Source organism: Boseongicola sp., from assembly GCA_014075275.1.
Lineage (GTDB): Bacteria > Pseudomonadota > Alphaproteobacteria > Rhodobacterales > Rhodobacteraceae.
Genome location: CP046179.1, coordinates 2,219,815 through 2,232,484, shown reverse-complemented (window position 1 = coordinate 2,232,484; position 12,670 = coordinate 2,219,815). Strand labels below are relative to the sequence as shown.

Here is a 12,670-nt window from a genome sequence, read left to right as displayed (position 1 = left end):
GGCGGTACCGCCTCAGACTGCCCAATAAAATATACGCCGTAACCATCCCCAAAGCACAAAACCAAACGACTTTTTCAACAAAATCGGCTCGAAGCGGTCATTGCCAGCATTGGTCGCAGAGAAATCGAACGTCTGCTTTGAAAAGTTGAGATGTGTCTTGCATTTAGGTTCATAGGAAATTTTCAAGCCTTCACCGCGGGAAATGTTTTTTCCTGAATCTCGATAAGTGCACGCAAGTGCACGAATGTTCGGATGAGATATTGGGGCCGGTGCACCTGACACGACCAACAAAGGCATCCGCCGGTAACCAGAACATCTTTTGGCATGTTGATACTCATGGGTCGCAGGCTGGAGGGTGCCCTGTTTCATAGCAGTGGTGGACTGCGGGACCAAATTTCAGGGCACTAAACCCACAGGTTGCGGTCGGTAACCAGCCGCGGGGAATAGCTGTCCAAATCGCACTGTCAGCAATCTGCCGCCCTAGAACTCGCGCCACTCCCCTGGCGAAAGCCCGTCCAACCCCCAGATCCCAACGTGCATTCGCACCAACCGCAGTGTCGGCAACCCAACTGCCGCCGTCATTCGGCGCACTTGTCGATTGCGTCCCTCAGAGATAGTGACCTCGATCCACCTATCAGGCACCGATTTTCGGAACCGCACGGGTGGATCGCGGGGCCAGAGGTCAGGTGGCTCGATAAGCGAGACTTTCGCCGGGCGGGTTGGGCCGTCTTTAAGAGTGACTCCGCTGCGCAGGGGCGCAAGGTCGGCGTCGGCGGGGTCGCCCTCGATCTGCACCAGATAGGTCTTTTCCGTCTGCGTGCGTGGGCTGGCGATGCGGGCTTGCAGGCGGCCATCGTCTGTTAGCACCAGCAAGCCCTCGCTGTCGCGATCCAGACGACCTGCGGCATAGACCTCTTTTGGCAGGCCAAACCCCGACAAGGTGGGGCGCTCGGTTGGGGATTTCGCGTCGGTGAACTGCGACAGCACACCGAAGGGTTTGTTGAACAGGATGACGCGGGGCATCTGCGGATCAGACCTTGCGGAAGGTCACGATGAGCCCGCGATCATCGCCGTGACCGTCGGGTGCCATGGTCGGGTCACGGTATACGTTCACCTCGGCAATCTCAGGCCCGGTGATCAGCCCTTTGCCAACCAAGACATCGAACGCCGGGCCAAAGGCGTGGCTTTCCCAAACCTCGGGCTTTATGCTGATCACCGCCAAGGCGTCGGAACGCAGGATGCGGGTGAGTTCGTCGAAGGCTTCAGGGCCGACGTGGCCGTGGGTGAAGGTGCCGGAAGAGATCAGGCCCGCATATTCACCATCATCGAATGGCAATTGCTCTTTCAGGTTGGCTTCCACGAGGTTTCGATAACGGCCTTTTGTCGCCGCGACCGCCAGCATGTCGGACGACAGGTCGACCCCATCCACCACTGCGCCAAACGCCAGATGTTCGCCCAAGGCCCCTGTGCCGCAACCCGCATCAAGACAGGGCCATTCACCGGCAAGTTGCAGGTATGTTGCCGCAACCATGTCCGGCAATTGGTATGATGTTTCGGCGACGAATACCTCGTCATAGGACGCGGCCCAGTCTCGATAGAATTGCCGATTGTCGTCTGCAGCATTCAACGCATAGGCGCTATCGAGGTCAGGTTTGTCAGCCATGGCCAAGTCTAGGGCGCATCAGCCGCGTTTCACAACCACCTCGTGGCCCTTCTCTTCGGGTTCATCGTCCAGCATTTCGGACGGGAAACCGGGGGCTGTGATGTCCAGACCCGTCGCCTCTTCCAACCTTTTGATGATGTCGTCGGATTGGGCGCGATCCCCGTAACGAGACTGCCCGTCCCGCATGATGTCGATCATCAGCGGTGAAATTTCCAGGGGAACACCGGCGTTCTCGGCGATCTTCTGGAACAGGCCAATGTCTTTCAGCACCAGGTCCATTGTGAAGTTGATGTCGCGGGAGCCGTTCAGGATGACCTGGCTTTCGGTTTCATGCACGAAGGATGTGCCAGAGGAGATGCGGATCGCCTCGTAAGTAGTTGCCAGATCAAGCCCTGCGGCCTTCATGGTCACCATCGCCTCGCAACAGGTCAGAAGGTTCGCGGTGGCCAGATAGTTGGTCATGACTTTCAGAACTGAAGCAGACCCAATGTCACCTGTGTGCAAAACCCGCCGACCGAGCGTCGTCAAAACCGGCAACGCGCGCTCAAAGGTCTCGCGATCACAGCCTGCAAAGATCGAGATATTGCCCGTCGCGGCACGGTGGCATCCCCCCGAAACAGGGCAATCGATGGCACTTGCGCCCTTGGCTGTCACCAGTTCGGCCATGCGACGCACCTCGTCGGCATCGGTGGTCGACATCTCTGCCCAGATGGTGCCGGGGGTGATCCCAGCCAGAATTCCGTCTGCACCTTCCATGACCGCAGCGCAGGCGGCGGGCGAGGGCAGGCAGGTTATCAAATAGTCGACATTCGCGGCCATTTCGGCCGGGCTTTCGGCCCAATGGGCACCCTGATCCAGAAAGGGTTGCGCCAAGCCGCGGTCCAGATCACGCACGGTCAGATCAAATCCATTGCGCAGGATCGATCCTGCCAGTTTGCCGCCAACATTGCCCAGCCCGATAAACCCAATCTTCATGAATACCCTCCGCCTATTTCGCCCAGATTTGCGAGGCATCTGCCGAAGCGCACGTCTGTTTGCGGCACGGATGTCGGTGGTGCGACGCCGTTATTGAGGGATTGTCACATTGACGTGAGGGTCTATATCTACGCTATGCTCAAAGAAATTTCGATCTAGGTTCATTATTGTTGGACTGTGAATGAGAGCGGTGACCGCAGTTTCAAAAAAGCGTCGCCGGAATACTCGGACTGAATAATGCACACGGCGTTTAACAACGAGGTCAAAACCTATGGTGACCCGGCTTTACTGAACCGGATCGCGTGGGACGCCCGGTGGGCATGTCGGGAAAAAAGCATATCTTATGCATCTGCAGCCCTGAAACTGGCGTCCGAGGGGGACAGCACGCGCGCCCGGTGCCATCGCGGGTTGGCGCTTTTGACATTGTCCTGGCAATCCAAGTGGCGCGGTCATTTTGATGACGCAATGGAGCAGGCCCTGAAGGTCGAAGAGTTGCTGTCGGAAAAGGACCATCCCCGGGAGCGGGCGCAGACGTATTCTATCCTGGCGGTTGTCCATTACAGTCGCAACCGGTTGGACCTTGCTCGCTGTTCTGCCGAGCGCGGGATCGAATTGGTCGATCAAAAATCCGGCGGAAATGCCTATGTCGATTTGCTGACAACCCTGGCTTCGATCGAGCGCTACAAAGGTGACCGGTCCAGTGCCGGGTTGTTGCTGGGGCGTGCAGGAGAGACCGCGAAGGGCGCTGAACTGGCACGGGTCGAACAAAATGTGGCGCGTTGGATGCTGGCCGACAATTCGCCAATCGGAGGTCTGGAGCACGCCGAAACCGCCCTAAAACTGGCGATCCGACACAAGAACCGCGTAGTCAATCCATACGTCCACGAAATCGCCGGTGCCTGTCTGGTTGCGCTGAAAGATTTCGGTGCGGCCGAGAAGCATTTCGCCAAAGGGATGAAGCTGGCGGATACGGATTGCGATGATCGCGCCCGCTGTCAAATCACACAGCATCAGGCGCGCATGGAAAGAACACGAGGCAATCTGGAAAAAGCCCGTGATTTGTTCCTGAAAGGCGCGAAGCTGTCCAAAGAACTGGACTATTCTTTATGGGATCAATTCTATGCCCGTGCATTGGCGGATGTGTTTGAAACCCTGGGCGATCTGGACCAGGCGCTGAAGTATCACAAACGCGCCTGGACGCTGAGCGAGGCGCGCCGCACCTGAGCTCGGCCAATTTCAGGGAGATATCTTTGTTGCTTTCGATGGTTTCGCCCCTGGCGGGGCGATCCGCCGGGGGTTTCACCCCCGGTCCCCCGAGAGTATTTTTGCCAAAAAGAAGGGCATTGACGCGTGCGCCTTTGATCTGAGGTCTTGGGCGCAGGTGATTATTTCCTTTGCACATCCGCTGAAACTCAATATTGCAGCGCTGATCGGCGATCAGACGGTCGATTAATTCATGCCCCGGAGTTTGCGCCAGTTGTTCTGCGCCTGTATTAATCTTGTTGGCACAGCTTCCGACCCAATTTTTGGGGCCGGTATGGCATGAGCGATATCTGGGACGGATTGGCGGCGGCCATTTTGTTGATCGTGACACTGGATCGCGATCTGGTCGAGATCACATTGCGGTCCCTGCAGGTGACATTGACCGCCGTTGCCATTGGTGCAGGCATCGGCATACCGCTTGGTGCGGTTTTGACCGTCAGCCGATTTCGGTTCCGCCGTGGCACGATTGCCATCTTGAATGCGTTGATGGGTCTGCCGCCGGTCGTGGTGGGGCTGATCGTTTACCTGCTGTTGTCACGGTCGGGCCCGTTTGGGGTGTTTGGGTTGTTGTTCACGCCCACGGCCATGATCATTGCACAGGTGATCATCGTCACCCCGCTAATCGCGTCGATCTCGCATCAGGCGTTGCGGGATCTCTGGGCAGACTACCACGATTTGCTGATCTCGCTGAACACCACCAAAGCACAGCGCATGCGCACGCTGATCTGGGATGCGCGCCGGTCGTTACTGACCGCGACCCTGGCCGGGTTCGGGCGTGCGATTGGCGAAATTGGCGCGATCATGATCGTTGGCGGCAACATTGATCATGTTACGCGAGTATTGACGACGGCCATTGCTTTAGAGACGTCGAAGGGCAACTTTGCGCTGGCGCTGGGCCTTGGTTTCATCCTGATTGCGCTGGCGATAGCGGTAAATCTGATGATGCATTGGATATCGCGGACGGAACGGGAGGGGCGGTGGTGAGCATTCTTCCTCTGACCCTGACCAGTGCCACAGTGCACCGCCATGGCCGTGATATTCTTGGGCCGGTGGACTTGTCGATTGACGCGGGGGGCGCGTTGGTTGTTCTGGGGCCAAATGGCGCGGGCAAGACCACGCTATTGAAAAGCTGTCACGGGATCATGCGGCTGTCGGATGGTCATGCCGAATGGGCGGTGCCGCGCGCGCAGGCCGATTTGGCGCAGGCCTATGTTTTTCAGACGCCAATTCTGTTGCGGCGCAGTGCCTTTGAAAATGTCATCTATCCGCTGGCCTTGCGCAAAGTTTCAAAAGCCGAGGCCCGGACGCGGGCCGAAGCGGTGCTGGGCGACGTTGGTTTGCTCGACCTAGCGGACCAGCCCGCGGGCGCGATGTCCGGTGGCGAGCGACAGAAACTGGCCATAGCGCGGGCGCTGGTGACCAAGCCCGAGGTCTTGTTCTTGGACGAACCCACCGCCAGCCTGGATGGCCGTGCAACGCGCGAGATCGAGGCGATCCTGAGCCGCGCCATGGCCGCTGGCACCAAGCTGATCATGTCGACTCATAATCTGGGACAGGCACGCCGCATCGCGTCGGACGTTGTATTTGTGCTGAACGGGCGCATTCATGAGGCTGGTCCCGCTCTTGCGTTTTTCGCGGGGCCGCAAACATCAGAGGCCGCCGCCTTTTTGGAAGGGGATATTGTCGAATGATAATCCGGGCCGCTGTCCTGACTTTTGGGCTAATGCTGGCAGCCGTTCCCGCTTTGGCCGAAGAGTTGAAAGTGGCCGTCACCACGTCGTTTTACAATTCCGGTTTGAGCGATGTTCTGCTACCTGAAATCAAGGCCGATACCGGGTTGGATGTGCAACTGATCATTGTAGGAACAGGGCAGGCGATCCGTCTGGGCAAGGCGGGGGATGTGGATGCAATTCTGGTGCATTCGCGCGCGGCTGAAGAGGCTTTTGTGGCCGAAGGTCATGGCACCCATCGTCGCGAGATCATGTATAACGATTTCGTCCTGATTGGCCCGGCGGACGATCCAGCGGGGGTGGCTGCAGTTTCCAACGTTGTCGAAGCGCTTGCCGCTATCGCCGACGCTAAGGCCCCATTTGCAAGTCGTGGCGACGACAGCGGAACCCACAAGCGCGAGGTTTCTCTTTGGGCGCAGGCTGACGTAGTGCCGATTGGCGGTTGGTTTCGCGAGCTAGGAGCTGGGATGGGAGCGGCGCTGAACACGGCCGCTAGTATGAACGCCTATATCCTTGCCGACCGGGCGAGCTGGCTGAATTTTGGCAACCGGGGCGATCTGGCGCTGCTGTTTGAAGGTGATCCGGCGCTGTTCAATCAATATGCGTTTCTGCCTGCGGATCCGGACATGCACAGCCACGTGAACATCGAAGCCGCCATCAAACTGGAAGAATGGCTGGTTTCGGCAAAGGGGCAGGCCCTGATCGGCAGCTATGAGATTGACGGGGAAACATTGTTCACACCAAATGCAAAAGGCGATGGAGGGTAACCCATATGGTCGACTATCTTGGCTTGATCATTCTTGTGCTTTTGGCGGTGAATGTCTGGGTGTTCATGGCTGTCGTGGCATCGAGTGCGACCCTCTGGAAAAAGGCGCTTTGGGCCTTAATTTTGCTGATGCCAGTGCTGGGATTCTTTGTCTGGTATCTTCTCGGGCCACGTCGTTCCGGCGGCTGAACAGGGCAAATTCCCTGAAAACACTGCGTTTAGGCCAGATTGACGTCGTATTTACTTGACTTTCTGCGAATGGTTCTCATTTATAACTGAGATTGCGAATAACTCGCATATGCGAAAGTCGAAGGATTACGCTGGAATGGTTTTGAACCGCCGCAATATGATAGCCGGACTGGGGGGTAGCTTGTTGGTTGCCACTGCTGCTCCGCGCGCGATTGCCCAGGGTGCGGCCATGAAAGTGGTCGCCACGACCGGCATGATTGCCGATGCCGCACGGCGTGTTGGCGGTGATCTGGTTGAGGTTCAAGCGTTGATGGGGCCGGGCGTGGATCCCCATGCATACCGCCAAACCCGCACCGATATTCTGGCTATGGCGCGTGCTGATCTGGTGCTGTGGAACGGCATCTATCTTGAGGCTCAGATGCAGGATTTCCTGACCGATCTGGGGCGCAAAACCTCGGTCGTGCCTGTGGGCGAAGCTGTGCCAGCAGATGAACGCGTCTTGCACGATACATATGCCGATCAATTCGACCCACACGTCTGGATGGACCCGACATTGTGGAAGCACGTGACCTTGGCAATCCGCGACGCAATGAGCATCTCGGCCCCGGACAACGTTGACGTCTTTGCCGCCAATGCCTCGGCATATCTGAAAGAAATCGATGCACTGGCGGTCTATGCTGAAGGCATTCTTTCCAGCGTGCCTGAAAGCGCACGGGTGCTGATCACGGCCCACGACGCCTTCAACTATTTCGGCCGTGCTTATGGGTTCGAAGTTGTCGGTATTCAGGGCATCTCTACCGAAAGCGAGGCGGGTGTGAACCGCATTTCAACGTTGGTAGACACGATTGTCGACCGCCAGATCAGCGCGGTTTTCGTGGAAAGCTCGGTATCGGATCGCTCGATCCGCGCATTGGCCGAAGGGGCGGCTGCCAAAGGTCACGACCTGAAAATCGGCGGCGAGTTGTTCTCGGACGCCATGGGCCAACCGGGCACATACGAAGGCACCTATGTCGGCATGATCGACCACAACGCAACAATCATCGCTTCGGCGCTGGGCGGTGACGCCCCGGTGCGGGGCATGAACGGACGCCTCAGCGCCGGGAGTTGATGAGATGAACGCAGAAATCCGCATAGCAGGGGCCGAAGCGGTCGAAGCCGAAGCAGGCCAGGTCGCGGCCAGCCCATTGGCCATTCGCGGCCTGACGGTGTCGTACGATCAAAAACCCGCAGTATTCTCAGTAGACGCCACCTTCCGTGCAGGTCGGATGACGGCGATTATCGGCCCCAACGGTGCCGGCAAATCCACGCTGTTAAAGGCCGCCTTGGGTCTGATTGCGCCACTGTCGGGACAAGTGACCGTCTTTGGTCAGCCGATGGCAGATGCCATGCACCGCATCGCCTATGTGCCGCAGCGCGCCAGCGTTGACTGGGATTTCCCGGTGCGAGTGATGGATGTCGTTCTGATGGGACTGTTCCGTCAAGTTGGACTGCTTGGCCGGATGTCCGGCGCGCATCGCAAGGCGGCTATGGCCTGTCTCGATCGCGTCGGCATGGCTGATTTTGCGGATCGCCAGATTGGTCAATTGTCCGGTGGTCAGCAGCAACGGGTTTTCCTGGCACGCGCTTTGGCGCAGGATGCGGACCTTTATCTTCTGGACGAACCCTTCGCCGGGGTCGATGCCGCGACCGAGCGTGCAATCATTGGTGTTCTGAAATCCCTGCGTGACGAGGGCAAAACCGTCGTCGCCGTCCACCATGATCTGTCCACCGTGCCAGACTACTTCGACGATGTGCTGATGCTGAACGTGCGCAAGATCAGCGAAGGCACTGTCGCTGAAGCCTTCACCGACTCAGCCCTCGAGATCGCCTATGGCGGTCGCCTTGCTGCGGCCCGGATGGATGGCATGGCGGCAACCGGCTGATAACTCATGTTAACCGAGGCTCTGTTTTTTCAGCTTGGCTATAACGCCACGCTGGTGACGCTTGGCGCGACCCTGCTAGGGATCGCCGCCGGGGTCACGGGCACTTTCCTGTTGTTTCGCAAACGCGCGCTGGTCAGTGATGCCATCAGCCATGCAACTCTGCCGGGCGTCGCGCTGGCATTCATCGTCATGGTTAGTTTCGGCATGGACGGGCGCAACCTGCCAGGGTTGCTGGTCGGCTCGGCAGTGACCGCCGCGCTTGGCTTGTTCGCCGTCCAGTGGCTTTCGACCCGTACCCGTCTGACCGAAGATGCCGCCATCGGCGCAGTCCTGTCGGTGTTCTTCGGTTTCGGCATCGTTTTGCTGACCGTCATCCAGACCATGAACTCAGGCCGCCAGGCCGGACTAGAGAGTTTCCTTTTAGGCTCAACCGCCGGAATGCTATACGCCGATGCCCTGCTGATCGCCGTGGGCGGCGCGGTGTCGCTAATACTGGTCGCCATCTTCCGCCGCCCCATGACAATCGCGGCCTTCGACCCCGAGTTTGCCCGCGCCACTGGTATCAATCTGGATCGCACCGATCTTATCATGATGGGCCTGGTGATGGGCGTGACAGTGATCGGGTTGAAGATGGTCGGGTTGATCCTGATTGTTGCCCTTCTGATCATCCCCCCGGTCGCTGCCCGATTCTGGAGCGACCGCGCCGACCGTGTCGTTCTGATCGCAGGCGCTTTGGGCGGCATCTCGGGTTGGTTCGGGGCCGGGGCATCGGCCGTTGCACCCAATTTGCCGACCGGGCCGATTATCGTGCTTACCGCGTTCGGCCTGTTTGCAGCGTCCATGTTGCTGGCACCGGGCAGGGGCCTGATCGTAGCGCTGATCAATCACCGGCGGTTCCAGAAGGGCGTGCACATCCGTCAGGGTCTTGTAGCATTGGCACAGGGCCACCCGATCTACGAGCCCCTGACGATCCGCCTGTTGCAGCGTGCCGGTTTGGCACGCGCCGACGGTGTGCCGACGGAAGATGGCAAAGCCCGCGCCGCCAAAGTTCTGCGCGACGAAAAGCGGTGGGAGATTGCCCGCGCCGATCCCGCACTTGAGATGGCAGCGGCCCGCTATGATGGTCTGACACGTATCGAAGAAGTGCTGACCGGCGACCAGATCACCGAGATCGACCGCCGCATCGGCCCACCCGCCGGGGTCACATCATGAACGCCGAAGAATTCGTCGCCCTCAGCCTGACACCGCTTCTGATTGGCTGCCTTGCCGCCGTCGCCTGCGCACTTCCCGGCAACTTTCTGGTCCTGCGCCGCCAAGCCCTGATCGGCGACGCCATCAGCCATGTTGTGCTGCCGGGGATCGTCGCCGCTTTCTTGATCGCCGGGTCCATCTCGACCGTGCCGATGCTTCTAGGCGCGGCAGGGGCGGCCGTTCTGGCGGTGGCGATGATCGAAGGCATCCAACGTTTTGGGCGCATCGAGCCGGGGGCCGCCATGGGCGTAACTTTCACCACACTGTTTGCTGCCGGGGTCTTGCTGCTGGAAATGACGGACACATCGGGCGTTCATCTGGACGTCGAACACGCGCTCTACGGCAGTCTGGAAAGCCTGATCTGGCTGGATGCCACTGGTTGGGGATCATTGCTGGACAGCGCGGCTCTGGCCGGATTGCCGCCCGAGTTGTTCCGCATTTCGATTGTTCTGGTCGGCATCCTGGCGCTGCTTGCCATCTTCTGGCGACCCCTCGCAATTTCCACGTTCGACGAAAGCTTCGCGGCAACGCTGGGCCTGCCGGTCACGGCAATCTCTCTGGGTCTGGTCATCGTCTCCGCCTTGGCAGCGGTCGCGGCGTTCGATGCCGTTGGATCAATCATCGTGATCGCTATGTTCATCTGCCCACCGGCAGCTGCGCGGCTGATGACCAATCGGCTTGGTGCGCAGGTCTGGTGGTCTGTGGCCTTCGCCTTGATCTCGGCCATTGCGGGCTATGTGCTGGCGGGCTTCGGGCCGCTTTGGATTGGCGGCGAAAACGCTGTCAGCGCGGCAGGAATGATCGCGACCGTTTCGGGCGTCATCCTGGCTATTGCGGCGCTGACTGGTCCCGAACGTCGGGCCGCTAACTAACCTAACCCGATTTCGTATCTGGTTCTTCAGGTGCATCGCCGTCGGCATCGGATTCTGTTGCCGCAGCCTCACTTGCGTCCGTTGCTTCGGTGACTCCGGCATCATCTTCTGGAACCCGAATTGTCACCGGAGCAATATCTATTTCGTCCAAATGCGAAACCAGTGCGGTTTCCAGTTCAGCGTTCAGTTCTTTCGCCCGTTCGACATAGGCCGGGTTTTCGCTGACCGGGATGGCGGGGTCCCACATCTCGGCCAGTTCGCGCAGCCCTTCGCGGTCTTTGCGATAGAAGAAATGTTCGATCCGCGAGGATTCGATGTCTGTTAGGCCCATGTTTTCAAGCGCATAGCGGCCCGCACGCAATGACGAGTCAAACATCTCGCGCACAATGTCATTCGCGCCTGCGGCATACAGTTGATAAGTGTGCACCCGGTCATGCGCCCGCGCCACAATGTGCAGGTCTGGGCGCTGTGCCCGCGCGTAGGTGACCAGGTTGATGGCTGCCTGCTTGTCGTCAACAGCCACAACCAGAACTCGCGCGTCTTTCAGTCCAGCAGCATGAAGAAGCTCTGGGCGGGTCGGATCACCAAAGAAACCCTTGATCCCAAATCGCCGCATGGTCTGGATCGCTTCCAGATTGTGGTCCAGCACCACAGCGCGGAAACCTGCCAGCATCAACAGCCGGTTCACGACCTGACCAAACCGGCCAATGCCTGCGATAATGATCGGCTGGGTTTCATCAATTTCATCGGCTTCCGGCTTTTCTTTCACGTCGCCGGACATGCGGTGTTGCAATCGTTCATATGCGATGAAAGCCAGGGGCGTCAAAAGCATGGACAGGGCAACAATCAGCAGCAATCTCTCGGCCAACGCCGGGCCCAGCACCGATTGCTGTAACGAGAACGAAATCAATACAAAACCGAATTCACCGGCCTGCGCCAATCCGAGAGTGAATAACCATTTATCTCTGCCCTTTAGGCGAAACGAAACCGCCAGAAGATACAGGATCGCACCTTTGCCGAACATAATCAGCAGGGTGAAGCCAATGATGATGAACGGATCGGCAAACAGGATCTCGAAATTGATGCCCGCGCCAACGGTGATGAAAAACAGCCCAAGCAAAAGCCCCTTGAAGGGCGCAATGTCGCTTTCAAGTTCGTGCCGGAACTCTGAGTTGGCCAGAACCACGCCCGCCAAAAAGGTGCCAAGCGCGGGAGACAGGCCGACAAGTGTCATCAAAAAGGCAATGCCGATGACGATCAGCAGGGCAAAGGCTGTGTAAAGCTCGCGCAGTTTTGCGAAATGAACGAAGCGGAACAGGGGTCCGGTGGCAAAGACACCAAACAGGATAATGGCCACGATCGCGCCGACAGTTACCAGCGTCACACCCCAGGCGGGCAACGACTCGATAAAGGCCTGGGCGGCTTCAGTGCCAGCGGCACCATGTCCGTCGCTGGCACCATGGCTGCCAGCGGTTTCGGTGCCGTTGCTGGACGGGTCGTGTTCGGTGAAAAAACGGCGGACGTTCGAGACGGCCAAGAGCGGTAGAAAAGCCAGCATCGGGATGACGGCGATGTCCTGTGTCAGCAATATCGAGAAACTGGCGCGCCCGCCGCCAGTTTGCATCAAACGTTTTTTTGTCAGTGTTTGCAGAACGATAGCGGTCGAAGATAATGCGAAAATCATCGAAACGGCCAGCGCCGTCTGCCAGGCCAGCCCGAAGGCATAGATGCACACGGTGGCCACCGCCAGCATCGTAACAGTCACCTGCAATCCGCCAAGCCCAAGCAGGCGATGACGCATGTCCCAAAGCGCGCGCGGCGACAGCTCCAACCCGATCAGGAACAACATCAACACCACGCCAAACTCGGCGAAATGTTGCAGATAGGTGGTGTCGGCCACCAACCCCAGGATCGGCCCGATCATGATGCCGGCAAGCAAATACCCAAGCACAGACCCCACGCCCAATCGCACCGCAAGTGGCACTGCTATGACGGCGGCCAGAAGGTAAATTACAGCTTGGAACAGAAAGCCTTCCATA

At 58.6% G+C, this 12,670-nt stretch carries 14 protein-coding genes; 9 read left to right on the top strand and 5 right to left on the bottom strand.

Annotated features, from left to right (window positions below; translation table 11 throughout):
• Positions 1-12 precede the first annotated feature (12 nt).
• The 4 genes from GKR98_11170 to GKR98_11155 form a co-directional block, all read right to left on the bottom strand.
• Positions 13-369, bottom strand: coding sequence for a hypothetical protein (locus tag GKR98_11170; protein ID QMU58700.1), 357 nt, complete (start codon positions 367-369; stop codon positions 13-15).
• 111 nt (positions 370-480) lie between these two features.
• Positions 481-1,023 (bottom strand): pseudouridine synthase, encoded by a 543-nt coding sequence (locus tag GKR98_11165; protein ID QMU58699.1) that lies wholly within the window; start codon positions 1,021-1,023, stop codon positions 481-483.
• A gap of 7 nt (positions 1,024-1,030) precedes the next feature.
• Positions 1,031-1,663, bottom strand: a complete 633-nt coding sequence (locus GKR98_11160) for a methyltransferase domain-containing protein (protein QMU58698.1) — start codon at positions 1,661-1,663, stop codon at positions 1,031-1,033.
• 18 nt (positions 1,664-1,681) lie between these two features.
• Positions 1,682-2,638: an NAD-binding protein gene (locus tag GKR98_11155; GenBank protein ID QMU58697.1), complete on the bottom strand. Its 957-nt coding sequence runs from the start codon at positions 2,636-2,638 to the stop codon at positions 1,682-1,684.
• A gap of 237 nt (positions 2,639-2,875) precedes the next feature.
• Here GKR98_11155 and GKR98_11150 point away from each other — a divergent pair, with 237 nt between their 5' ends.
• The 9 genes from GKR98_11150 (at position 2,876) to GKR98_11110 (ending at position 10,631) form a co-directional block, all read left to right on the top strand.
• On the top strand, positions 2,876-3,862 hold the full coding sequence (locus GKR98_11150) for a hypothetical protein (GenBank protein ID QMU58696.1): 987 nt from the start codon (positions 2,876-2,878) through the stop codon (positions 3,860-3,862).
• A gap of 318 nt (positions 3,863-4,180) precedes the next feature.
• On the top strand, positions 4,181-4,885 hold the full coding sequence (locus GKR98_11145; GenBank protein QMU58695.1) for an ABC transporter permease subunit: 705 nt from the start codon (positions 4,181-4,183) through the stop codon (positions 4,883-4,885).
• Positions 4,879-5,592, top strand: coding sequence for an ATP-binding cassette domain-containing protein (locus tag GKR98_11140; GenBank protein QMU58694.1), 714 nt, complete (start codon positions 4,879-4,881; stop codon positions 5,590-5,592). The genes GKR98_11145 and GKR98_11140 overlap by 7 nt, the downstream gene beginning before the upstream one ends.
• A gap of 32 nt (positions 5,593-5,624) precedes the next feature.
• Positions 5,625-6,398, top strand: a complete 774-nt coding sequence (locus GKR98_11135; GenBank protein QMU60070.1) for a sulfate ABC transporter substrate-binding protein — start codon at positions 5,625-5,627, stop codon at positions 6,396-6,398.
• A gap of 5 nt (positions 6,399-6,403) precedes the next feature.
• Entirely contained in the window at positions 6,404-6,586 is a 183-nt protein-coding gene (locus tag GKR98_11130) for a hypothetical protein (GenBank protein ID QMU58693.1), read from the top strand.
• A 136-nt stretch (positions 6,587-6,722) separates the two neighbouring features.
• A complete protein-coding gene (locus GKR98_11125; protein ID QMU60069.1) occupies positions 6,723-7,694 on the top strand; it encodes a manganese transporter in 972 nt (323 codons plus the stop codon).
• Positions 7,695-7,698: 4 nt separating this feature from the next.
• Positions 7,699-8,508 (top strand): ATP-binding cassette domain-containing protein, encoded by an 810-nt coding sequence (locus GKR98_11120; GenBank protein QMU58692.1) that lies wholly within the window; start codon positions 7,699-7,701, stop codon positions 8,506-8,508.
• Positions 8,509-8,514: 6 nt separating this feature from the next.
• Complete coding sequence (locus tag GKR98_11115) at positions 8,515-9,720, top strand: iron chelate uptake ABC transporter family permease subunit (GenBank protein ID QMU58691.1); 1,206 nt, start codon at positions 8,515-8,517, stop codon at positions 9,718-9,720.
• On the top strand, positions 9,717-10,631 hold the full coding sequence (locus GKR98_11110) for a metal ABC transporter permease (protein QMU58690.1): 915 nt from the start codon (positions 9,717-9,719) through the stop codon (positions 10,629-10,631). Before GKR98_11115 ends, GKR98_11110 begins: the two co-directional genes overlap by 4 nt.
• Position 10,632: 1 nt before the next feature.
• Here GKR98_11110 and GKR98_11105 read toward each other — a convergent pair whose 3' ends face one another.
• Positions 10,633-12,669, bottom strand: coding sequence for a potassium transporter (locus GKR98_11105; GenBank protein QMU58689.1), 2,037 nt, complete (start codon positions 12,667-12,669; stop codon positions 10,633-10,635).
• Position 12,670: the final 1 nt, after the last annotated feature.